The organism is Micromonospora sp. NPDC051924, from assembly GCF_055586005.1.
The window spans coordinates 74,201-95,776 of sequence record NZ_JBVJJA010000007.1; the positions used below are offsets into that span (position 1 = coordinate 74,201).

The window sequence follows — 21,576 nt, forward strand, 5'->3', positions numbered from 1 at the left end:
GATGCTATCCGTGGTCGACCCGCCCGGCTGACCGGTGGGTCCGGCCGGCCCGGTTTCCGTAGTCCGGGCCGGCCGGACCCAAGGAGCGGGTGGGCGGCCGCACATCCGCCCACCCGCCGGTCAGGTGCGGACGTTGGGCAGGTTCACCCCGCAGGTGCGCTCGATGAACTCACCCGCCCGCTGCCCGCTCGCCGCGACCGCCTCGGGCGAGTCCGGCCCGGCCGCCGCGGACCCGTGGGTGTGCGCGGCCGTACCCGGCGCGTGCGCCTGTGCGTCGTCGGGCCCCTCGCCCATCGACCCGGCCAGCCGGCGCAGGTCCGGGACCAGGTCGTCCGGCGCCGAGCGGATCATGGCCTGGAGCGCCGCCACCCGCTCGTCGCCGGTCACCCGGGCCTGGTTGGTCAGCGTGAAGGTCTCCGCCTCGGCGCAGAACCGGTCCCGCCCCGACCAGTCCGACGGCAGGTCCGGCCGGGACAGCCACCAGCCGCCGAGGGCGACGGCGACCAGGCCGGCACAGACCCCGCCGAAGAGCAGGCGACGGTCAGACATTGTCGTTGATCGCGTCGATGTCGTGAGTGTCGAGGTACTTCGGCCAGATGTCGTCGCGCATGCACGAGTTGTCGTTGCCGTCGGTGCTGTGGAACCGGTGCCCCAGCGATCCGGTGTGCCCGAACTCGTGGCAGCCGAGGCTCTGCCAGTGCGAGAGGCTGTGTCCGCTCATGTTCGAGGTGCTGAACTTGACGCTGTAGTGGTCGCAGCGGCCGTTCCACCAGTTGGTGTCGGTGCAGGACGTCTGCCCGTACCAGGACGTGTCGTACGCCTTGTCGTAGACGTGGATGTCCGACCCGCCGACGGAGGTGGTGATGTCGGAGCGGTCGAGCTGTGCCCGTCCCTGAGCGACCGCCGCCTTGCCATTGGTGGTCAGGTAGTTCGACTCCACGTCCTGGCTGGTGTTGTCCGGCTTGCCGCTGTTGGCCTTGCCGCCGTGGCTGGCCAGGGCCGGTGGCGCGAACGCCAACACGGCGGCCAGCGTGGTGCCCAGGATCGTCGCGGTACGCCTCATTCTCCACTCTCCTCGATCACCGGCTGGTCCGCTGTCGGCGCCGACGCGGTCAGCGTGCCGGCGGCCACCGCCGCGCTGGCCGAGGTCACCGACTGATCGAACTGGGCCGCCGTCATTCCACTGATGGACGTGGCCAGGTCGTTCTCCGGGTTGCTCGGCTCCAGCACACCGTCGGCCACCAGCGCCCGGCCGTCCGAACTGGCCAGCTGGAAGGTGTGCGGGTCGCTGGTGCCGTAGCTGCGGCGCAGGAAGAAGTAGCCGCTGTCGCCGACCTCGCTCCACGCCACGTTGTTGGCGATGTAGCCGTTCCCGTTCTCGTCCCAGCCCTCCTCCTCGAGGGTGATGGTCGGCGGGACCAGCATGTTCTTCGGGTTGTGCAGGACCTCCCACACCTCGATCGTCACGTTGCGCAGTCGGACGCCGCCGCCGACCGCCGCCGGGTCCTCGTCCACGCCGGTCAGCCGGCCGGGCTCCGCCGCGGTGACCGTGCCGTACACGACCAGGTGCGACGTCGCGGTCATCTGCGTGACGGTGTCGAAGTGGTAGACCTCCTTGCCGAACGCCAGCGACTCCGGGCGCGCGTCGAGGCGTACCCCGCTGTCGGCGCGCCCGACGCTGACCGTGGCCACCAGCCCGGCCGCCACCACCGCGCCCGCCACGGCCAGGGCCCACCGGCGCGGGCGTCTGATTCTGCTCACTCGTCGTACCCCCAGTCCGAGGCCTTCCGGCGCGGCACCGATCGGCCGCCGCCGTGCCCGCCGGACGGTCGGGGGCGACCGCCCGGCGGACGGCACGAGGATCCACTCCCGCCGATGCAGCCGCCTTGCAACCGGCTTGCAGCCGCTCCACAGCGGACCGGCATACTGCGCCACCGGGGAGGTGCGTCGATGGAGTTCCGGATCCTGGGCGCGGTGGAGGTGTGGTCCGACGGCGCCCGACTGGACGTGGGCGGACGGCAACCCCGCCTCGTCCTCGCCGCGCTGCTGCTGGAGCCCGACCGGGTGGTGCCCGTGGACCGGCTGGTCGACCTGGTCTGGGGGCAGTCCCCGCCGCCCAGTGCCCGGGGCACCCTTCAGGCGCTGGTCTCGCGGCTGCGGGCCACCTTCCGCCGGGCCGGCCCAGCAGTGGAGATCACCGGCGGGGGGATCGGCTACCGCATCCGGGTCGACCCGGACGCGGTGGACGCGCACCGGTTCACCGCGCTGACCGCGCAGGCCCGGAACGCCGACGACGAGGCCGCCGTCGATCTCCTCGACCGGGCACTCGCGTTGTGGCGGGGCGAGCCGCTCGCCGACGTGGCCGAGGAGGACGTCCGGCACCGGCTCTGCGCCGGCCTGCACGAGGCCCGCTGGGCGGCGGTGGAGGACCGGGCGGAGGCGCTGCTGCGGCTGGGCCGCGCCCGGCAGGTCATCGGCGAGCTGACCGACCCGGTCGCCCGCCACCCGGACCGGCAGCGGATGGCCGGGCACCTCATGCTCGCCCTGCACCGGGACGGCCGCGCCGACCAGGCGCTGACCACCTACCGGCGGGTCCGGGCCCGGCTCGCCGACGAGCTGGGCCTCGACCCCGCGCCCGAGCTGCGCCGCCTGGAGCGGCTCATCCTCCGGGCCGACCCGGCGCTGGACCCGCCCGACGACGACCAGCGGGCCCCCGTCCGGCCCGCCCAACTGCCCCACGACGTGCCCGGCTTCACCGGGCGCGCCGCCGACCTGGCCCGGCTGGACGCCACCCTGGACGAACCGTCGGCCGGCATCCGGATCTGGGTGGTCAGCGGCACCGCCGGGGTGGGCAAGACCGCGCTGGCGGTGTGTTGGGCGCACCGGGTCCGGGACGCCTTCCCCGACGGCCAGCTCTTCCTCGACCTGCGGGGGTTCGACGCCGAACGGGAGCCGGTCCCGCCGGACGCCGCGCTCGCCCAGCTCCTCGGCGGGCTCGGGGTCGACCCGCGGGCCGTACCCGACGGGCTGGACGCCCGCGTGGCGATGTTCCGCTCCCGGCTGGCCGGGCGCGACGTGCTGCTGGTGCTGGACAACGCCCGCGACGCCGGACAGGTGCTGCCGCTGATCCCGTCCGCCGGCACCGTGCTGGTCACCAGCCGGCACCGCCTCGGCGAGCTGGTCGCCCGGGCCGGCGCCCGCCCGCTGCCGCTGGACGTGCTCACGCCGGCCGACTCGGCCCGCCTGCTGGCCGCCCTGCTCGGCGACGGGACCGTCCGGGCCGAGGCGGCCGCGGCGGCCCGGCTGGCCCGGCTCTGCGGGCACCTCCCGCTGGCGCTGCGGATCGCCGCGGCCAACCTCCAGGCCGCCGGCGAGCCGGAGATCGCCGAGCTGGCCCGGGAACTGGCCGACGGCGACCCGCTGGCCGGGCTCACCGTCGACGGGTCCGACGAGCCGGCGGTGACCAAGGCGTTCGCGCTGTCGTACCGGGCGCTGTCGGCGGAGCAGCGACGGATGTTCCGCCGCCTCGGGCTGGTGCCCGGGCCGAGCTTCGCCGCCGGCGCGGCGGCGGCGCTCACCGGGACGCCGCCGGCCACCGCCGAACGGCTGCTCCGCGCCCTCGCCGCGGCGCACCTGGTGGAGCGGCACCCCGGCGGCCGGTACCGCTTCCACGACCTGCTGCGCCGGTACGCGCTGGACCGGCTCACCGGGGAGGAGGACAGCGGGCAGCGGGAGCAGGCCTGGCAGCGCCTCCTCGAGCACTGGCTGACCACCGCGGACGCGGCCGGCCGCCGGCTCATCCCGCACTTCGCCCGGCTGCCCCGGCCCGTCCCGGCCGACCCGTTCGGCACCCCGGAGGCGGCCCTGGCCTGGGTTGACGCCGAGTGGCAGAACCTCACCGCGGCGGTGGAGCAGGCCGCCCGGCAGGGGCCCCGCCACCACGCCTGGCAGCTCGCCGACGCGCTGCGGGCGTACTTCCACCAGCGGGGGCGGCGCGCCGAGTGGCTGGCGGCGGCGACGGTCGCCCTGGACGCCGCGCGGGCCGAGGACGACCGGCTGGCCCAGGTCGCCATGCACATGAGCATCGCCCTGGTCCACGTCACCAGCGGTCGGTACGAGGAGGCCCGCCGGCACCTGCGCGACGGGCTGCGGATCGACATCGGCGACGGCTGGCCGCAGGGGCGGGCCGGGATGCTCAACAACCTCAGCGCGGTGCACCAGCGCCTCGGCGACCCGCAGGCGGCGATCACCTGCGCCGGCCGGTCGCTGGTGCTCAACCGGCAGCTCGGCGTCGACGGCGGGGAGGCGATGTCGCTGGCCAACCTCGGCTTCGCGTACTGGCAGCTGGGCGCGCTGGCCGAGGCGGAGGAGCACTTCCGGGCCGCGCACGACCGGGGCGAGCGGGCCGGGGCGCGGTACAACGTGGCCGTTCTCCTGGTCGACCTGGCCAGCGTCCGCCGGGACCTCGGCGACCACCGCGCCGCCGAAGAGCTGTACGCCCGCGGCCTGGCCGCCAACCACGACCTCGGCTACCGGTACGGCGAAGCGACCGCCCTCGCCGGCCGGGCGGTGCTCTGGGCGGCCGGCGGCCGGGCGGAACAGGCGCGGCCGGATGCCGAGCGGGCGGTGGCGCTCACCCGGGACATCGGCGACACCGGCACCGAGGCGTGGGCCCGGGACGCGCTCGGCCGGGTGCTGCTGGCGTCCGGGCGGCCGGCCGAGGCGGCGGCGGAGCACCGGCGTGCCCTCGACCTGGCCCGGGAGACCGGATTCTGCTGGTGCGAGGCGACCTCGCTGGCCGGCCTCGCCGCCGCCGAACTGGCCGCCGGGGCGCCCGACGCCGCCCGCGAACACGGCCTCGCCGCCGTCGAGCTGGCCGTGCGCGCCGGCTACCGGCCGATCGAACTGCGGGCCGCGCGGGTGCTCGCCCGGGTCGCCGAGGCGGCCGGGGACGCGGCCGAGACGGCCCGGCTCGACGAGCGGGCCGCGCTGCTGGCCAAGGAGACCGGGTACGCCGAGACGCCGGACGGCTGACGGTCGCGCCGGCCGCCGGCCCGGCGGTGACTCCGGCGACCGTCAGCCGATGAACGTGCCGTCAGCCGGTGAACGCGCCGGCCAGCGCATACCCCAGGGCGGCCGCGCCGAGCCCGGCGACCATGCTGGCCAGCGCGTTGGCCACGGCGTGGAACCGGGCGCCCTCCCGGCTCAGCCGCAGCGTTTCGTAGCTGAGCGTGGACCAGGTGGTCAGCGCGCCGCAGAAGCCGGTGCCGACCAGCGCGGTCACCCCGGGGGAGGCGGGCACCGCGGCGACCGCGCCGAGCACCAGCGACCCGACCACGTTGACGGTCAGCGTGCCCCAGGGGAAGGGCGAGTCGTGCCGGGCCTGCACCGCCCGGTCGGTCAGGTAGCGCAGCGGGGCGCCGAGCGCGGCCCCGATCGCGATCAGCAGGACAGTCACCGGGCCTCCCCGCCGCCGGCCCGGGCCAGCAGCCGGCCGGCCACCGCGTCCCCGGTCCAGACCGCCAGCAACGCCCCGACCAGGGTCGCCGCCAGGTACGCCAGCGCCGTCCCCGGGGCGCCGGCGGTCACCGCCCGCTGCACGTCGACCGCGTACGTGGAAAAGGTGGTGAAGCCGCCGAGCACGCCGACGCCGAGGAAGGGCCGGACCAGCGGGCCGGCCGGCCGCGCGGTGAGCACCGCCATCAGCACGCCGATCAGCAGGCAGCCGGCGACGTTGACGCCGAAGGTGGCCCACGGGAAGCCGGCGGGCGGGTGCGGGAACGCGGTCTGCACGCCGGCCCGGGCCAGGGCGCCGAGCACGCCGCCCGCGGCGATGGCGCCGAGCACCGCCGCCGGGTGGGCGGCCAGCTCCCCCCGGTCGGCGGGTACGTGCAGGTCGACGTCAGGGTCGATGCGGAACTCATCGGGCCGGGTCACGGTGCCTCCCCACCAGTCAGGGCATCACTGGCAGGGACCGTTGGCGACGTTCACGCGGTTCTCCCGGCGCGGCCCGGGACGGCGGGCCCCACCGCCGGTCCCCGCGAGCATAACTCCGGGCGAGGCGGGCCCGTCCCGGGCCGGCCGGTCAGGCGGTGGCGGCGACGGGCTCGCGGGTGGGGGCGTCGTCGGCCGGTGCCCGGCGGGCGCGCCGTTCGGCGACCAGGAGTACGGCGAGGCCGAGCAGGGTGAGCGCGGCGCCGGCCCAGATCGGGGCGGTGAAGCCGAGCCCGGCGCTGATGGTCAGCCCGCCCACCCAGGCGCCAAGCGCGTTGCCGAGGTTGAACGCGGCGATGTTGGCGCCGGAGGCGAGCGTCGGGGCCTGGTGGGCGTACTTCATGATCCGCATCTGCAGCGGCGGCACGGTGGCGAAGCCGAACGCGCCCATCAGTACCAGCGACGCGATGGTCAGCGGCGGGCTGCCGGCGGTCAGGGCGAAGCCGACGAGCACCACGGTGAGCGCGGTGAGCACGGTGAGCAGGGTGCGGGGGAGGGAGACGTCGGCGGCCCGGCCGCCGGCCAGGTTGCCGACGAAGAGCCCGACGCCGAAGAGGACCAGCAGCCACGGCACGGTCGCGGTGGCGAAGCCGCTCACCTCGGTCAGCGTGTACGCGATGTAGGTGAACGCGCCGAACATCCCGCCGAAGCCGAGGACGGTGACCAGCAGCGAGAACCACACCTGCGGCCGGGTGAACGCCCGCAGCTCGCCGCGGAGTCCGCCGGCCGGCGCGGTGTCGGTGGCCGGCCCCTGGCCGGGCACCAGCAGGGCCAGTCCGACCAGCGCGACCACGCCGATGCCGGTGATCGCCCAGAAGGTGGCCCGCCAGCCGAGGTGCTGGCCGAGGAAGGTGCCGAACGGCACGCCGAGCACGTTGGCGACGGTCAGCCCGGCGAACATCATCGCGATGGCGCCCGCCCGGCGGGCCGGTGGGACCAGTCCGGCGGCCACCACCGCGCCGATGCCGAAGAACGCGCCGTGGCACAGGGCGGCGACGATCCGGCCGGCCAGCATGGTGGCGTAGTCGCCGGCGAGGGCGGAGATCAGGTTGCCGGCGATGAAGAGCACCATGAGGCCGAGCAGGACCGGCTTGCGGGGCAGCCGGGTGACGGCGGCGGTGAGGGCCACCCCGCCGACGACGACGCTGAGCGCGTATCCGGAGATCAGCCAGCCGGCAACCGACTCGGTGACCGCGAAGTCCGCGGCGACCTGGGGGAGCAACCCCATGATCACGAACTCGGTCAGCCCGATGCCGAACGCACCGATGGCGAGGGCGACCAGGCCGCCGGGGAGGGTGGAGGTGCGCTGGGACATGAGGTACCCGTTTCCGTACGGTGAGGAATAAGAGGCGCGTGCAACTACCCGCGCTGACAACAAAATAGTTGCACGCGCCTGCTATCGGCGCAAGCGTGCTAGCCTGGTGGACGTCCAGGTCACACCGAGGGGGCGTCATGGGGATCGGCGACGACGCGGTCGAGATCCGCGCGCAGGGCTGGCGTACGCTCGCCGCGCTGCACGGCCTGATCGAGACCGCCCTCGAACGCGCCCTCCAGGCCGAGCACGACCTCTCCGTGGTCGAGTACACGGTGCTCGACGCGCTCTCCCGGCAGGACGGCTGGCACATGCGGATGCGGCAGTTGGCGCGCGCCGCGGCGCTCTCCGGCAGCGCCACCACCCGCCTGGTCACCCGCCTGGAGGACCGGGGCCTGCTCACCCGCATCCTCTGCGAGGACGACCGGCGTGGCATCTACACCGAGCTGACCCCGGCCGGTTCCGACCTGCTCGCCCGGGCCCGGCCGACGCACGACCGGGTGCTCGCCGAGGCGCTCGCCGAGGCCGAGCGGACCCCCGAGCTGGCCCCGCTGGTCGACGCCCTGCACCGGCTGCCCGCCCCCGGCTGACGCCCCAGCCCCCTGACCTGGCACGACCGACCGGTACGGGCGTACGGTGTGCGGCATCGCCCGGCGCGACGCGGCGTCGGGACCGTCGCGCAGGAGGCAACCGTGCAGGACCGCACCCCTCGCCCCGAGGAGCTGGAGCCCGTCGAGCGGATCAGCGTCGACGAGCTGCGGGCCCGGCAACTGGAGCGGCTGCGCTGGTCCCTGCGGCACGCGTACGACAACGTGCCGCACTACCGCCGCGCGTTCGAGGCGGCCGACGTCCACCCCGACGACCTGCGCGAGCTGGCCGACCTGGCCCGCTTCCCGTTCACCGGCAAGGCCGAGCTGCGGGAGAACTACCCGTTCGGGATGTTCGCGGTGCCCCGGGAGCGGATCGCCCGGCTGCACGCCTCGTCCGGCACCACCGGCCGGCCCACCGTGGTCGGCTACACCAAGCAGGACCTCGCCACCTGGGCCCGGCTGATGGCCCGCTCGATCCGGGCCGCCGGTGGCCGGCCCAGCGACCGGGTGCACGTGGCGTACGGCTACGGGCTCTTCACCGGCGGGCTCGGCGCGCACTACGGCGCCGAGGAGCTGGGCTGCACCGTCATCCCGGTCTCCGGTGGCATGACCGAGCGGCAGGCCATGCTGATCCGCGACTTCGCGCCCGAGGTCATCATGGTCACTCCCAGCTACATGCTGGCCATCGTGGACGAGCTGGAACGCCAGGGCATCGACCCAAAGGCCACCTCGCTCCAGGTGGGCATCTTCGGCGCGGAGCCGTGGACCGAGGACATGCGCCGCGAGATGGAGCAGCGCCTGGACATGCACGCCGTGGACATCTACGGGCTGTCCGAGGTGATGGGCCCCGGGGTGGCGGTCGAGTGCGTGGAGACCAAGGACGGCCTGCACCTGTGGGAGGACCACTTCTATCCGGAGATCATCGACCCGGTGACCGGCGCGGTACTGCCCGACGGCGAGCAGGGCGAACTGGTGCTCACCTCGCTGACCAAGGAAGCGATGCCGGTGCTCCGCTACCGCACCCGTGACCTGACCCGGTTGCTGCCCGGCACCGCCCGGACCATGCGCCGGATCGAGAAGATCACCGGCCGGACCGACGACATGATGATCGTGCGGGGGGTGAACGTCTTCCCCACCCAGATCGAGGAGCTGATCCTGCGTACCCCGGCGCTGTCGCCGCACTTCCAGTGCGTCCTGGACCGGCAGGGCCGGATGGACACGCTCACCGTCAAGGTGGAGCGTCGGGTCGGCGTCGCCGAGGACGAGGCGGAGCGCGCCGGGGCGGCCCTGGTGCAGCAGGTCAAGAACACCATCGGGGTGAGCGTGGCGGTGCAGGTCATCGAACCGGACGGGGTGGAACGGTCGATGGGCAAGATGCGCCGGATCGTGGACCAGCGGCGGGGGCACTGAGGTGGGGGAGCGCGACGGACGCCGTACCGCGGCACACGACATGTTCGACGCCGACGTGGCGTCCAAGGGGCTCGGCATCGAGCTGGTCTCGGCCGGCGACGGCGCGGCGGTGGCCCGGATGCGGGTCGCCCCGGCCATGCTGAACGGCCATGCCATCGGCCACGGCGGCTTCGTCTTCCTGCTCGCCGACACCGCGTTCGCGCTGGCCTGCAACAGCCACGGCCCGGCCACCGTGGCCGCCGGCGGCGAGATCAGCTTCCTCCGCCCGGTCCGCGAGGGTGACCTGCTGGAGGCCCGGGCCGCCGAGCGGGTCCGCTACGGCCGCAGTGGCATCTACGACGTCACCGTGTGGCGGGGTGACGAGGTGGTCGCCGAGTTCCGCGGCCGCAGCCGCACCATCGCCCGCGACTGACGCCGCGGCCCGGCGCCCGCCGACGACGGTGGGGGTGCGCCAGGATGGGGCATGGCACACATCCTGCTGTTGCACTCGGTCTACGGGCTGCGGCCCGCCGTACTCACCGCCGCCGACCGGTTCCGCGCCGCCGGCCATCGGGTCACCACCCCCGACCTGTACGGCGTACCCGCCACGGACGCGGTGGAGGAGGGCTTCGCCCTGCTCGACAAGGTGGGCCGGGACGTCGTCCTCGACCGGGCCCGCGTGGCCGCGGCGGAGCTGCCCGCCGAGACCGTGCTGGCCGGCTTCTCGATGGGCGCCGGGGTGGCCGGGGCGCTGCTCGCCGAGCGGCCGGAGGCGGCGGCCCTGCTCCTGCTGCACGGCACCGGCGGCGCGCCGGAGTCGGTGCGGCCCGGGCTGCCGGTGCAGCTGCACCTCGCCGACCCCGACGAGTATGAGCCGGACGACGAGGTCGCGCAGTGGCGGCAGGCGATGACCGCCGCCGGCGCCGAGGTGTCCGTGCACCGCTACCCGGGCCCCGGGCACCTCTTCACCGACCCGGACCTGCCCGACCACGACGCGCCGGCGGCCGCACTGACCTGGGACCGGGCGCTGGCCTTCCTCGCCGGCCGCTGACCGTCGTGGGGTCGACGCCGTGGCCGGAGTGGCCCCGTGCCCGCTCCGGCCACGGCGTCGGGTCAGGCCGCGGCGAACGCCGGCGGCCCGGTCTCGGGCGCCCGGTCTAATCGGTTCCCGAGGGGAGCCGTCGCGAGCCGGGGGGCCCGTCTGCCGCCGGCGCGCGCGGACGGGCCGGCCGGTGCGCCGGCGACCCGGTGCCCGAACGGCGATCCGGTGCCGGGGAACGCCGGCCCGGTCGCGACCCGGTCCGCCGGACTTGTCTGCGGCGAACCGGGAACCTCGACCCGGCACCCCGTCCGGTCCGACAGGGGCCGTGCCGGGTCCGGGCCGCGCGGCGTCAGTTGGCGGCCGGGGCGCTCGACGAGGCGCACCCGGCCGGGTCGACCGCCGGCGAAACGGCCCGACCGATCCGCCGCCGGCCGGCCGTCGACGGTCGCGGGGGCCGGCCGACCCGGGCGCGCGAGCGGCACCGGTCGCAGGTCGCCGTGGTCATCGGGACCAGCACGTCGGCCAGCCGCCCGGCTGGGCTGGCGCGGCGTCGGACCGCCGTCGACCGGTGCGCGCAGCAGGAGAGGCCGGTCGGCGGCGGCCGGGCCCGGCTCCGCGCCGGCCGCGTTCGTGGTCGCCGCCGTCGGGTGCGTGCCCGCGGCGGTCGGGTTCGCGTTGGCCCCGGCCGGGTGCGTGGCGGGCTGCGGCGCGCCCGGGCAGGTCGCTGCCGCCCGGGTCCGGCGGGCGAACTCCGCCCGCAGCGTACGCGGCAGCCGGTGCCGGGCCACCCGGGCCACGGTCGGCTCGGCGACGGCGTACCTTCCGTGGCCGGTCCGGCGCAGCACGCGGGCCTCGACCAGGCCGCGCAGCGCCGGCTCGGCCCGGCCCGCTGTCCAGTCCAGCAGCCGCTCGACCGTGCCGGGCGTGAAGTCCGTCCCGTACGCCGCGCCGGCCATGAGCACGGCCCGCTGCGGCCCGTCCAGCCGGTCCAGCCGAGCGTCGACCATCCGGCGTACCGCGTCGGGCACCGGCCCCGCCGGGCCGCCGGCGACGTCCGGCGCCCGCACGTACGCCCGGGCGGCGGCCGGGTTGCCGCCGGTCAGTGGCAGCAGCTCCCGGGCCAGCGCGGCCGGTCGGCCGACCCGGCCGAGCAGATGCCGCAGCAGCCGCCCGGTGTCCACCGTGCCCAGTGGCCCCAGGGGCACCCGGCGCCGCCGGCCGGCGGCCCCGGGCAGCAGGTCGGCCCAGCCCGGGCCGTGGGTGGCCACCACCGCGAGGGGCAGCCCTCGCTCGGTCGCGGCGGCGAAGAGCCGGTGCAGGAACCGGTTCAGCGGCGGGGCGGCCCGGTCCAGGTCGTCCACGGCCACCACCAGCGGCCGGCCGGCCGCCATGTCGAGCAGGACCTCCCGCCACACCTCGGCCCCGCGGGCCGCCGCCCCGGCGTCCTCGGGCGCCGTCACGAAGTCGGCCAGGGCGTGCGCCGCCACGCCGCGCCGGGCCGGCGGCAGCAGCCCGCCCAGCGCGGCGGCCACGCGGCGGCGTACCGTCCCGGCAGGGTCCGTGTCGCGGACCCCGGCGAAGGCGCGGACCATGTCCGCCAGCGGCGCCAGCTCTCCCCGGGGATACGGCGGGCACTGCGCCACGCACCAGCGGACCGGGGCGCCATCCACGGTGGACATTATGCGCGCGAGCTCGTGCAGCAGCCGGCTGCGCCCGCTGCCCGCCTCGCCGACCAACGACACCCACCGGGGGCGGCGCTCCCGCACCGCGCGGGCGATCTCGTCGGCGGCGGTGGCCAGTTCCCGCCGCCGGCCGACGAGCGGGCCCTGGTGGCCGGCCGGCGCGGGCCGGCCCAGCCCGGTGACCCGCCAGACGTCCAGCGGCTGCGTCTTGCCCGCCACAGTCATCGCGGCGAGGGGGCGCAGCTCGAGCAGGCCGGCGACGGCCTGCCGGGTGGCCGCGCAGACCACCACCCCGCCCGGCGGGGCGTACTCCTGCAACCGGGCCGCGGTGGTGATCACCGCGCCACTGGCGGCGCCGTGCCCGCCGTCGCGACTGGCAGCCAGGTCCACCAGGACCTCCCCGGTCGCCACCCCGACCCGGGTCCGCAGCCGGGTCCCGGCCGGCGCGCGCCGGTCCAGCGCTTCCTGGATCTCCAGCCCGGCCCGCACCGCCCGGTACGCGTCGAAGCCGTCCGAGCCGTGCGCCCCGAACAGGGCCATCACCGCGTCGCCGATGTACTTCTCCACCACGCCGTTCCACCGGCGCAGCACCCCCGAGACCGTGCCGAAATACGCTAGTTGCAGCGCCCGGACGTCCTCCGGGTCGAGCCGCTCGACCAGGCCGGTCGAGCCGACGATGTCGACGAAGAGCACGCTGACCGTCCGTCTCTCCTCCGGCACCGGCCAGCGCGTGACTGGATCCCGACTCCCCACGGTCGTGGTCACTGGCATCGCACCCACCCTTTCCCCCGGTCCGGTGCCTGACGACCTCTGGAGACTTTCACCACCGGTACGTCGGGGGATCGGTAGGACGACGTATGTCGACCACCCGCAACCTTTAGTCGTAATGTCGACGCGAGGAGTACCACTAGGGCCTTGAGGCCGTAGAACGGTGCGGGAACCTGTGACTAGGCTGCCTCCCATGGCCAGCGATGTGGACACCGCGCCGCTCGTCGGCCGTGCCGACACCATGGCGGCGCTCCGGTCGGCACTCCTCGACGACGTGGCCCCCGGGCATACCGCGGCGGTCTTCCTCACCGGCGAGAGCGGCGTGGGCAAGACCCGGTTGCTGGCCGAGCTGAGCGACCGGCTGCGGGACGCGGGCGCACTGGTGCTGACCGGTTCCTGCCTGGACATCGGCGACGCCTCCCCGCTGCACCCGCTGCGGCAGGCGCTGCGCCGCTTCGACGCCGGGCTGACCGAGGCCCGCACCGCCTCGGCGGTCCGCGGCCTGCTCCAGGTGTTCGACCAGGAGACCCCCGGGCCGGACGGCGCCGGCGCGCTGCTGGAACGGGTCTCCCAGGGGCTGCACCTGGTCGCGGCCGGGCGCCCGCTGGTCCTGGTCCTGGACGACCTCCAGTGGGTCGACCGGAGCACCCGCCAGCTCCTGCTCTATCTGCTGGCCGGTCTCGGTGACCTGCAACTGTCGGTGCTCGCCGCGGTGCGCGCCGAGTCGTTGCAGGGCGCGCACCCGCTGCGCCGGGTCCTCACCGAGCTGCGCCGGCTGCGCTCGGTCCGGGTGGTCGACCTGGCGCCGCTGGACCGGCCCGGCACGGACGAGCTGGCCGCCGCGGTCGTCGGCGCCCCACTCGCCCCCGAGGCCGCCGACCGGATGTGGCAGCGCAGCGGTGGCAACCCGTTCGTGGTCGAGGAACTGGCCCGCGACCTGCGCGACGGCCGCGACGACCTCTCCGACACGTTGCGCGAGGTCTTCCTGTCCCGCGTCGACGCCCTGCCGCAGCACGCCCACGCGGTGGTGCACGCGATCGCGGCCGGCGTCGAACCGGTCGAGCACTGGCTGCTGGCCCAGGTGGTCCGACTGCCGGAGGAGGAGCTGATCGAGGCGGTGCGGGCCGCGGTCGCGCACCGGCTGCTGATCGGCGCCGACGACGGTTACCGACTGCGCCACCGCCTGGTGGCCGAGGTGCTGGCGCACGAGCTGCTGCCGGCCGAGCGGGCCGCGCTGCACCGGCGCTACGCCGAGGCGCTGACCTCGGCCACCGCCGAGCTGCACCAGGCCCGGCTGGCCCACCACTGGCGGCTGGCGGGGGAGCCGGGCCTGGCGCTGCCCGCCGCGATGGCCGCCGCCCGCGAGGCCGAGCGGCTGCACGGGTACGCGGAGGCGCACCGCCACTGGTCGGCGGCGTTGCAGCTGGCCGTCACCCCGGCCGGGGTCCCGGCCGACGTCGAGCGCCCGGCGCCGGTCGAGGTCGACCGCGCCGACCTGCTGCAACACGCGGCCGAGACGGCGCACCACAGCGGCGAGCACGCCCGGGCGCTGGACCTGCTGGAGGAGCTGGCCCGGGATCCGGCCGGCCCGCCGGCCTGCGCCCTGCACATCCGACGGGCCCGCTACCTGGCCGCCGCCGGCCGGTCCGCGCCCGCCGAAGCGGAATACCGGCGGGCGCTGGAGTCCCCGGACTGCACGCCCCGGGAGCGGGCCACCGCCGCCGCCCACCTGGCCGAGCTGCTGCTGCACCTGGGCCGGTACGCGGAGGCCGGTGAGCAGGCCCGGGAAGCCCTCCAGTTCGCCGCCGACGTGCCCGGTTCCACGTCGGAGGTGGTGCTGGCCAGCGCCGCGCTCGGCTACAGCGAGGCGTGGCTGGAGGACCCGGAGGCCGGGCTGGCCGTGATGCGGCAGGCCCTGGAGACCGCCGAGCGGTCCGGCCGGCCGGAGGACGTGGCGTGCGCGTACCTGCACCTGGCGGAGCTGCTGACCGGGCCGCTGAACATCCTCGAAGAGGGGGTGGTGGTGGCCCGCCGGGGCGCCGAGCGGGTGGCCGAGCTGGGGCTGGGCCGCACCTGGGAGACCCGGTTGCTGGCCATCGCCACGAACGGGCTGTTCCGGGTCGGGCAGTGGGCCGAGGCCGAGAAGGTGGTCGCCGCCGCGCTGCGGCACCGCCCGTCCGGCGCCGACGCGGTCGAGCTGCTGCTCGCCCGCTGCCGGCTCTCGGTCGGCTACGGCGACGTCGAGGCCTCCGACCGGGACCTGGAGGCGGTGGCCACCATGCTGGCCGGCGGCGGCGCCCGGCACGTGCTGCCCATGCTCATCCTCCGGGCCGGCCTGGCGATGTGGCAGGGCCGGCACGACCTGGCCCGACAGGCCGTCCAACGTGGACTGACCGAGAGCCGCTCGGACGACGTCATCGTGCTGGCCACCCTGGCCTGGCACGGGCTGCGCGCGGAGGCGGAGGCGCACGCCAGCCGGACGGTCGAGGTGGACCCGACGGCGGTGCGTCGGCTGCGCGAGGTGGTCGACCGGGTGACCCGCAAGAGCGAGAAGGCCGGCGCGCCGGTGCGCTACGTGGCGGACGGGTTCCTGGCGCTCTGCGCGGCGGAGCTGAGCCGGCTCGACGAGCGGGGCGACCCGGAGCTGTGGGCCCGCTCGGCCGCCGAGTGGGACCGTCGCAACCACCCCTACCCGGCCGCCTACTCCCGGCTGCGCCAGGCCGAGGCGCTGCTGGTCCGGCGCAGCCGTCCGGCCACCGCCGCCCGGCTGCTGGGCGAGGCGTACCGGATGGCGCAGGGATTGGGCGCGGTCCCGTTGAGCTCGGAGATCCGCACGCTGGCCGGGCGGGCCCGGGTGACGCTGGAGGAGCGCGCGCCGGCCGAGCCGCGGCCGGTGCCCCGGCAGCGGACGGCCGCGCCGGCCGACGCCCCGACGGTCGAGCTGGCCGCGTTGACCGCCCGGGAGCGGGAGGTGCTCGCCGCGGTCGCGGAGGGGCTGACCAACAAGGAGATCGGCCAGCGGCTGTTCATCAGCGAGCGGACCATCGGGGTGCACGTGTCGCACATCTTCGACAAGCTCCAGGTCCGCACCCGGGTCCAGGCCAGCGCGATCTTCCTGCGCAACCGGCCCGAGTAGACGACCGCGCGCGGATACGTCGTTCTACTGATCCGATCGACGTACGTCGGCTGGAAGGCTGTCCGAGTTGCCGGCGCGCCGCTGGGGAGCGCGCCGGGCGCGATGGAGGAGAGATGACCGAACCGGTCTGGGGTCCCGTGCACCAGGACATCGTCGGGTTGCTCGCCGACCACCCCGCCGACGTGCCGGCGGTCGTCGACCATCTCACCAAGCTGCAGGATCTGCTGGTCCGGCTGCCTCCGCTGGAGGCGAGCTGCCCGCTCGCGGACTTCAACAAGCTCTACCTGGTCATCACCAGCACCGTCCTCGACGGCCTCTACGACGACCGGTTCGTCGACCCGGTCTTCCTCGCCCGGCTGGACGTGGAGTTCGCCGCCCGGTACTTCGACGCGCTGCGCTTCTGGACCGACTCCAGCCCGAGCACCCCGAAGGCGTGGTCCTGCCTGTTCCAGCGGATGCGCGGCCCGGACGCCCGGCCGCTGCCGTCGGCCGCCGCCGGCGTGAACGCCCACATCAACTACGACCTGCCGTTCGCGCTGGTGACCACGCTCGAGAGCCTGGAGTCCGAGCCGGTCGACGGCGGCGACCAGCACCGCGACTACCTGGAGATCAACAAGATCTTCGCCGAACGGATCCCCGAGCTGCGCCGGGGCTACCTGGACCACTGGCAGCTCATGATCGACATGGTCAACGGCGACATCGACGACTGGTACCAGGGCGAACTGGTGGAGTACACCCGGAACGTGGCCTGGCGCAACGCGCAGAAGATCTGGCGCTGCCGGCACGACCCGGATGCCCGCGAGTGTGAGCGGACGCGGCTCGACGACAACGCCGCGCTGCTCGGCCGGCTGCTGCTGTCGCCGCTGGGGGCGTTCCTGCAGTAGCCGGGACGGGGGTCCCCGCGTTCCCTCGTCCGGGGAACGCGGGGACGCCGTCCGCGCGCCCGGGTGCGAGGATGGGCCGGTGGAGCAGGCGCTGACCGGCAACGTGACCGCCGGCGTTGTGCGGATCGGCGACACCGTCCGGCGTCCGGCCGGTCCGTGGACCGCGGCCGTCGACGCCCTGCTGGCCCACCTGCACGCGGTCGGCTTCCCGGGCGCGCCCCGGCCGCTCGGCCGTGACGAGCAGGGTCGCCAGGTGCTGGAGTACGTCCCGGGCGAGCTGGGCGACCCGGCCGGCACGTACTCGCCGGCGGAGCTGGCGTCGATCGGCGCGTTCCTGGCCGACCTGCACCGGGCGGCGGAGGGCTTCGTGCCCCCGCCCGGAGCGGCGTGGCAGCGGGTCATCCCGCCCGACGGCGAGGAACTCGTCTGCCACCACGACGCCGCGCCGTGGAACCTGGTCCGCTCGGCGCGCGGCTGGGTGCTGATCGACTGGGACGGCGCCGGCCCGGGCACCCGCGGCTGGGAGCTGGCGTACGCGGCGCAGAGCATGGCCGGGCTGCGCCCGGACCGGCCGCTCGACGAGTCCGCGGCCCGGCTGCGCGCCTTCGTCGACGGTTACGGCCTGCCGGTGGCGGACCGGCCGGCCCTCGCCGCCCTGCTCGGCCCGCGCGCCCGGGCCATGTCCGACCTGCTGCGCCGGGGCGCCCGGGACGGGGTGCAGCCGTGGGCGCGGATCCACGCGGAGGACGGCCCCTACTGGCAGGCCACCGCCGACCTGCTCCACGCTCACGCCGACCGCTGGGCCGCCGCGCTGGCCTGACTGCGCGCATGGCGAGGTCGTTCAGCGGTGGTGAGCGGATACCCGACCGATTCGGCCGTTTGGCCGTACGCGACCGTCGAGACGCGCGAGAGTCGACGCAGAGCGTCGCGTGCCGAAGGAGGACTCGTGCGACCGACCCACCGTCGGCTGGTGGCGCTCCTTGCGATCGCCGCGGCGGTCCCGACGGCTGAGGTCCTCGTGCTGGTGCTGATCGGGTTTGTCACGGCAGAGGGGCTGGCCCCGCAGGCCTCGGCGGTCTGGCCGTACGACTCCTACCACGACATGCGCTGGCTGCTGGTCTACCACAACTCGTGGCTGATGTTCTGCTTCGGCCTGCTGGGCCTGCTCGCGCTGCGGGCGGTGTTGTCCGCGGCCCTGGTCAGCCTGGCCTGGCCAGCCCGGATGCCCCGGCCGCCGTACCGTGCGCTTCTGCTGCGCAACATCGGTGTGGCGGCGCTCGGCGCGGTGATCGTCCTACCCTTCGCCGCGTACTCGATTGCGGCGTCGGTGGTCTCGCTGTCCTGGTTTCTGTTTGCTGCGGTGGTCCCGATGATGTTGCTCGCCCCCTTCCTGCAGCGGATGTCGGTGGGCCGGGGCCTGTGGCGCGGGCTGCCCTCGGCCGAGTTGGTCGGCTGGTCGCTGCTCGACTTTGTCGTGCTCACCGTGGCGGGCGCGGGGGTGTGGAGCGCCCCCGAGGTGTGGACGCCGCTCGTCGCCGCGGTCGCCGGCGCCGTGAACGGGCTGTTGTGGAAACAGACGGTGCAGGCGGCCCTTCTTCAGACGCGGGTACGGTGGCGGCGGGTGCCGGTGGTGCCGGTCGTCGTGGTGCTCGCCCTGGCCGTCCCGCTGGCGACGCAAGTGCTTTCGCAGCCCAGTCAACGGGCGAACACCTTCACGCCGCCGATCTTCAGCCGGCCGCTGTCCGAGCGGGTGCCCTACGCGGTGATCTTGTTGACCGGGCACAACTCTGCCTACGACGGGCGGCCTTCGGCGGATCCGAACGTAGAGCTGTTCTCATACCTCGGCCTGGACTCGGGTGGCCGTCCGCTGCCGTACCGGGCGAACGCCACCCATCGATCGCTGGAGTCCAGCTCGCAGTTGCTTGCCGCGCAGGTCGAGGCGGTACACCGGCGGACGCGCCGGCCCATCGCGCTGGTCGCGCAGAGTGAGGGGGTGATGGTGGCCCGCACCTATCTGCGGGAGCGGCCCGACTCTCCGGTGCGGGCGCTGGCCATGTTCAGTCCGCTGATCCGCGCCGGGCGGACCTACTACCCGCCGCCGGACGCCAGTACCGGTTGGGGGCTGGCGGCCGGGTGGCTGCTGCGGGTGATGTTCCACGTGACGACCATCGGCAGTAAGGCACCCACCACGCCCGACGAGCCGTTCATCCGCTCGCTGCTCGATGAGGCGCCCTTCTACCGCTACCAGACTCTGTGCCCTGTTCCGGGTGTACGAGTGGTCGCCTTCCTCCCCACGGTGACCGCGGCCGAGGCGCCACCGGGCCAGCCGATCAGGATCCCGGTGGTCGAGGTGCCGGGCTTCCACGGGGGCATCATCGGCCAGGTGGCCGCCAACGACGAGTTGGTCAACTTCCTTGCCGGTGCGAACATCACGCACACCCGCTCCGAGTACGGCCTGTTCCAGCGGCTGGGGGAGGCGTGGCATGCGCCCGCCCTGGCGATCCAGGTGAACCCGGTGTGGCGGTCCGCCGCGCCACCCGGCCGGCCCTTCACGCCGGCGCGATTCTGCGGACCGATCAAACGGGCCTGACCTGGCCTGACGCCGTGCCGGCGGCCGCCGAGGAGCCGGCCCCGACGCGCCGCCGGGGCTCAGCCGCGGCGGGACCGGCTCCGGTACGCCGCCGCGGCGGCCCGGTTGTTGCACAGCTCGCAGCAGTACCGTTGCCGGCCCGCCCGGGTCCGGTCCAGGTAGGGCGCCCGGCACGGGTCGGCCGCGCAGACCCCGAACCGGTCCGTCCCGCCGGTCGCCGCGGCCCGGGCGAGCGCCCCGGTGACCACGGCCGCGAACGGCCCGACCGACCCGGGGCGGGGCAGCGGCGCCAGCCGCAGCGTGCCGTCCGGGGCGGACTCGACCGTGGTGCCCGCGCTGACCTCCGCCAGCACCTCGTTGAGGGTGGTCACCCGGCTGGCCGGGTCGGGCGCGGCGAAGACCTGGTAGAGGCGCTCCCGCAGGTCCCGCAGCCGGGGCAGGTCCGGCTCGCCGAGCGGCTCGGTGACCTCGGCGAGGCCGAGTTCCCGGCCGACGGCCCGCAGCCGGGCCACGGAGAGCTGGTCGACCGGATCCTGGAGCACCCAGTAGCTGTGCAGCAGCGCGACGGCGAGCCGCAGCGCGGGTTCCAGGGGTGGCACCGCGCTCATCCGGGCCCGTTCCGCCGTCCGATTGCCGACACGTCCGTCGTACCTCCCGCCTTGACCGATCGCCGCCCGCCATCCTAGCGTCATCAGTTGTAAAACGTGTTTAAGAACTTATGGAGGTGTGGGGTGCGACGTCTGTCCGTACTCGTGTCCACGGCCGTGCTGCTGGTCACCGGCGCGCTCGGCGGTGCCGGCGGGGCGCGCGCGGAGGCGCCCGCCGAGGCCGCCGCCGAGGGCCACCCGGACGCCGTGCTGGTCCGGGACATCGAGATTTCGGTGCCCGGGCAGCCGGCCGTCCGGGCCTGGCTGGTCCGGCCGCAACGCTCCGGCGGCGGGCTGGCCGGCGTGCTGGACCTGCACTGGTTCGAGCCGGGCCGGGCCAACCAGGACCGGACCGAGTTCCTCGCCGAGGCGACCACGCTGGCCGGGCGCGGGGTGGTCTCCCTGCTGCCCCAGCTCACCTTCCCGTGGGCCGGCGACCCGGTCGGCGACGCCCGGGACCGCGCGGCGGTGACCGCCCAGCTCGACGCGGTGCGGCAGGCGTACCGGCGGCTGCTCGCCGAGCCCGGCGTGGACGTGACCCGCACCGCCGTGGTCGGCCACGACTACGGCGCGATGTACGCCGTGGACCTCGCCGCCGCGGAGCCCGGGCTGCGGACCGCGGTGCTCCTCGCGCCGGACGCCACCTGGGCGAACTGGTTCGACCTGTACTGGCTCCAGCTGCCCGAGGCGGAGCGGGCGGCGTACCGGGCGGTGTTCGCCGGGCTGGACCCGGTGGACCTGGTGGGGCCGCTCGGCGCCGGGGCGTACCTCCAGTTCGCCGCCGCGGACCGGTTCGTCGGCCCGGAGACCCGCGCCGCCTTCGCAGCGGCCGCGCCGCAGGCCCGGGTCTTGCTCTATCCCCGCGAGGAGCACGACCTCGGCGCCGCCCGGGTCCGCGACGACCGGCTCGCCTGGCTGGCCGACCGCCTGGACCTGCGCGGATGACCCGAAGGGGAGGGGACCGGCCGGCCCGGGGGGTGCCGGCCGGTCCCGGCGTGCGCGGCGGCGGCTGGGCCGGCCCGGGCTGACCGGGTGTCGGACCGGCCGCGCCGGGTACGTCGCCGCCATGGCGCACCACGACCCCGCCCGGCCCGGCCCGAGCCGCCGCTTCGCGTTCCGCTTCGACCCGGCGTTCCGGGTGCCCCTGGCCCTGCTCGGGATACGCCCGGAGACCGCCCGGGTCGAGTTCGGCCCCGACGAGTTGGTGGTCCGGTTCGGTCCGTGGCTGCTGCGCACCGCCCGGGACAACCTCACCGGGGCGGAACTCGGCGGCCCGTACCGCTGGTGGCGGGCGATCGGACCGCACCTGTCCCTGGCCGACGGCGGGGTGACCTTCGGCAGCAGCGTGGCCGCCGGGGTCTGCCTCCGGTTCGCCACCCCGGTACCGGCCCTGGTGCCCGGCCCCTGGCCGCGCCACCCGGCGGTCACGGTGACCGTGACCGACCCGGAGGCGCTGCGGGACGCCGTGCTGACCCCGCCCGGCTGACCGCGGGCGGGCGCGTCCCGGCCCGCCGCGCGGCATAGGGCATCTCGCGGTTTCCG

19 protein-coding genes are annotated in these 21,576 nt (G+C 75.6%); 11 read left to right on the plus strand and 8 right to left on the minus strand.

The genetic code is table 11. From position 1 onward, the window contains the following. Window positions 1-120: 120 nt before the first annotated feature. From ACZ6S5_RS07715 to ACZ6S5_RS07725, 3 genes are read right to left on the minus strand one after another with little or no spacing between them, the layout of a single operon-like run. Window positions 121-549 (minus strand): hypothetical protein, encoded by a 429-nt coding sequence (locus tag ACZ6S5_RS07715; RefSeq protein WP_465998839.1) that lies wholly within the window; start codon window positions 547-549, stop codon window positions 121-123. Next, complete coding sequence (locus ACZ6S5_RS07720) at window positions 542-1,063, minus strand: hypothetical protein (protein WP_465998841.1); 522 nt, start codon at window positions 1,061-1,063, stop codon at window positions 542-544. Before ACZ6S5_RS07720 ends, ACZ6S5_RS07715 begins: the two co-directional genes overlap by 8 nt. Next, window positions 1,060-1,761 (minus strand): hypothetical protein, encoded by a 702-nt coding sequence (locus tag ACZ6S5_RS07725; protein WP_465998843.1) that lies wholly within the window; start codon window positions 1,759-1,761, stop codon window positions 1,060-1,062. Before ACZ6S5_RS07725 ends, ACZ6S5_RS07720 begins: the two co-directional genes overlap by 4 nt. Before the next feature lie 189 nt (window positions 1,762-1,950). Between ACZ6S5_RS07725 and ACZ6S5_RS07730 the strand changes: the two genes are divergently transcribed. After that, entirely contained in the window at window positions 1,951-5,034 is a 3,084-nt protein-coding gene (locus tag ACZ6S5_RS07730; RefSeq protein ID WP_465998845.1) for an AfsR/SARP family transcriptional regulator, read from the plus strand. A 61-nt stretch (window positions 5,035-5,095) separates the two neighbouring features. On the opposite strand, the gene crcB is transcribed toward ACZ6S5_RS07730, so the two are convergent. The 3 genes from crcB to ACZ6S5_RS07745 all read right to left on the minus strand — a co-directional run bounded on the left by crcB (window position 5,096) and on the right by ACZ6S5_RS07745 (window position 7,309). Continuing rightward, window positions 5,096-5,458, minus strand: coding sequence for a fluoride efflux transporter CrcB (crcB, locus tag ACZ6S5_RS07735; protein ID WP_465998847.1), 363 nt, complete (start codon window positions 5,456-5,458; stop codon window positions 5,096-5,098). Then, entirely contained in the window at window positions 5,455-5,937 is a 483-nt protein-coding gene (locus ACZ6S5_RS07740) for a FluC/FEX family fluoride channel (protein WP_465998849.1), read from the minus strand. Before ACZ6S5_RS07740 ends, crcB begins: the two co-directional genes overlap by 4 nt. Window positions 5,938-6,085: 148 nt before the next feature. After that, window positions 6,086-7,309, minus strand: a complete 1,224-nt coding sequence (locus ACZ6S5_RS07745; RefSeq protein WP_465998851.1) for an MFS transporter — start codon at window positions 7,307-7,309, stop codon at window positions 6,086-6,088. Between the two features lie 137 nt (window positions 7,310-7,446). Here ACZ6S5_RS07745 and ACZ6S5_RS07750 point away from each other — a divergent pair, with 137 nt between their 5' ends. The 4 genes from ACZ6S5_RS07750 to ACZ6S5_RS07765 all read left to right on the plus strand — a co-directional run bounded on the left by ACZ6S5_RS07750 (window position 7,447) and on the right by ACZ6S5_RS07765 (window position 10,336). Next, the gene (locus ACZ6S5_RS07750) at window positions 7,447-7,896 is read left to right on the plus strand and encodes a MarR family winged helix-turn-helix transcriptional regulator (RefSeq protein WP_465998853.1); all 450 of its coding nucleotides are present in this window, start codon (window positions 7,447-7,449) and stop codon (window positions 7,894-7,896) included. Between the two features lie 102 nt (window positions 7,897-7,998). After that, window positions 7,999-9,306: a phenylacetate--CoA ligase PaaK gene (gene paaK / locus ACZ6S5_RS07755; RefSeq protein WP_465998854.1), complete on the plus strand. Its 1,308-nt coding sequence runs from the start codon at window positions 7,999-8,001 to the stop codon at window positions 9,304-9,306. A gap of 40 nt (window positions 9,307-9,346) precedes the next feature. Next, the gene (paaI, locus tag ACZ6S5_RS07760; protein WP_465999099.1) at window positions 9,347-9,718 is read left to right on the plus strand and encodes a hydroxyphenylacetyl-CoA thioesterase PaaI; all 372 of its coding nucleotides are present in this window, start codon (window positions 9,347-9,349) and stop codon (window positions 9,716-9,718) included. A 51-nt stretch (window positions 9,719-9,769) separates the two neighbouring features. Then, window positions 9,770-10,336: a dienelactone hydrolase family protein gene (locus ACZ6S5_RS07765; RefSeq protein WP_465998856.1), complete on the plus strand. Its 567-nt coding sequence runs from the start codon at window positions 9,770-9,772 to the stop codon at window positions 10,334-10,336. Window positions 10,337-10,398: 62 nt separating this feature from the next. Here ACZ6S5_RS07765 and ACZ6S5_RS07770 read toward each other — a convergent pair whose 3' ends face one another. Beyond that, a complete protein-coding gene (locus ACZ6S5_RS07770; RefSeq protein ID WP_465998858.1) occupies window positions 10,399-12,729 on the minus strand; it encodes an AAA family ATPase in 2,331 nt (776 codons plus the stop codon). Between the two features lie 241 nt (window positions 12,730-12,970). Between ACZ6S5_RS07770 and ACZ6S5_RS07775 the strand changes: the two genes are divergently transcribed. The 4 genes from ACZ6S5_RS07775 (at window position 12,971) to ACZ6S5_RS07790 (ending at window position 19,387) form a co-directional block, all read left to right on the plus strand. Further along, on the plus strand, window positions 12,971-15,913 hold the full coding sequence (locus ACZ6S5_RS07775) for a helix-turn-helix transcriptional regulator (protein ID WP_465998860.1): 2,943 nt from the start codon (window positions 12,971-12,973) through the stop codon (window positions 15,911-15,913). Between the two features lie 113 nt (window positions 15,914-16,026). Beyond that, the gene (locus ACZ6S5_RS07780; protein WP_465998862.1) at window positions 16,027-16,797 is read left to right on the plus strand and encodes a DUF5995 family protein; all 771 of its coding nucleotides are present in this window, start codon (window positions 16,027-16,029) and stop codon (window positions 16,795-16,797) included. A gap of 79 nt (window positions 16,798-16,876) precedes the next feature. Further along, window positions 16,877-17,617, plus strand: coding sequence for a phosphotransferase enzyme family protein (locus tag ACZ6S5_RS07785; protein WP_465998864.1), 741 nt, complete (start codon window positions 16,877-16,879; stop codon window positions 17,615-17,617). Between the two features lie 126 nt (window positions 17,618-17,743). Next, window positions 17,744-19,387, plus strand: coding sequence for a lipase family protein (locus tag ACZ6S5_RS07790; RefSeq protein ID WP_465998866.1), 1,644 nt, complete (start codon window positions 17,744-17,746; stop codon window positions 19,385-19,387). A gap of 59 nt (window positions 19,388-19,446) precedes the next feature. Here the strand turns inward: ACZ6S5_RS07790 and ACZ6S5_RS07795 are convergent, their stop codons facing one another. Further along, on the minus strand, window positions 19,447-19,995 hold the full coding sequence (locus tag ACZ6S5_RS07795) for a CGNR zinc finger domain-containing protein (RefSeq protein ID WP_465998868.1): 549 nt from the start codon (window positions 19,993-19,995) through the stop codon (window positions 19,447-19,449). 123 nt (window positions 19,996-20,118) lie between these two features. Between ACZ6S5_RS07795 and ACZ6S5_RS07800 the strand changes: the two genes are divergently transcribed. Continuing rightward, a complete protein-coding gene (locus ACZ6S5_RS07800; protein ID WP_465998870.1) occupies window positions 20,119-20,979 on the plus strand; it encodes an alpha/beta hydrolase family protein in 861 nt (286 codons plus the stop codon). Between the two features lie 121 nt (window positions 20,980-21,100). Next, the gene (locus ACZ6S5_RS07805) at window positions 21,101-21,520 is read left to right on the plus strand and encodes a hypothetical protein (RefSeq protein WP_465998872.1); all 420 of its coding nucleotides are present in this window, start codon (window positions 21,101-21,103) and stop codon (window positions 21,518-21,520) included. Window positions 21,521-21,576 lie beyond the last annotated feature (56 nt).

Coding starts and splice junctions, on each gene's coding strand:
- ACZ6S5_RS07715 (WP_465998839.1), bottom strand. CDS start 549: ATGTCTGACCGTCGCCTGCTCTTCGGCGGGGTCTGTGCCGGCCTGGTC.
- ACZ6S5_RS07720 (WP_465998841.1), bottom strand. CDS start 1,063: ATGAGGCGTACCGCGACGATCCTGGGCACCACGCTGGCCGCCGTGTTG.
- ACZ6S5_RS07730 (WP_465998845.1), top strand. CDS start 1,951: ATGGAGTTCCGGATCCTGGGCGCGGTGGAGGTGTGGTCCGACGGCGCC.
- ACZ6S5_RS07745 (WP_465998851.1), bottom strand. CDS start 7,309: ATGTCCCAGCGCACCTCCACCCTCCCCGGCGGCCTGGTCGCCCTCGCC.
- ACZ6S5_RS07750 (WP_465998853.1), top strand. CDS start 7,447: ATGGGGATCGGCGACGACGCGGTCGAGATCCGCGCGCAGGGCTGGCGT.
- paaI (WP_465999099.1), top strand. CDS start 9,347: ATGTTCGACGCCGACGTGGCGTCCAAGGGGCTCGGCATCGAGCTGGTC.
- ACZ6S5_RS07765 (WP_465998856.1), top strand. CDS start 9,770: ATGGCACACATCCTGCTGTTGCACTCGGTCTACGGGCTGCGGCCCGCC.
- ACZ6S5_RS07775 (WP_465998860.1), top strand. CDS start 12,971: ATGGCCAGCGATGTGGACACCGCGCCGCTCGTCGGCCGTGCCGACACC.
- ACZ6S5_RS07780 (WP_465998862.1), top strand. CDS start 16,027: ATGACCGAACCGGTCTGGGGTCCCGTGCACCAGGACATCGTCGGGTTG.
- ACZ6S5_RS07795 (WP_465998868.1), bottom strand. CDS start 19,995: ATGAGCGCGGTGCCACCCCTGGAACCCGCGCTGCGGCTCGCCGTCGCG.
- ACZ6S5_RS07805 (WP_465998872.1), top strand. CDS start 21,101: ATGGCGCACCACGACCCCGCCCGGCCCGGCCCGAGCCGCCGCTTCGCG.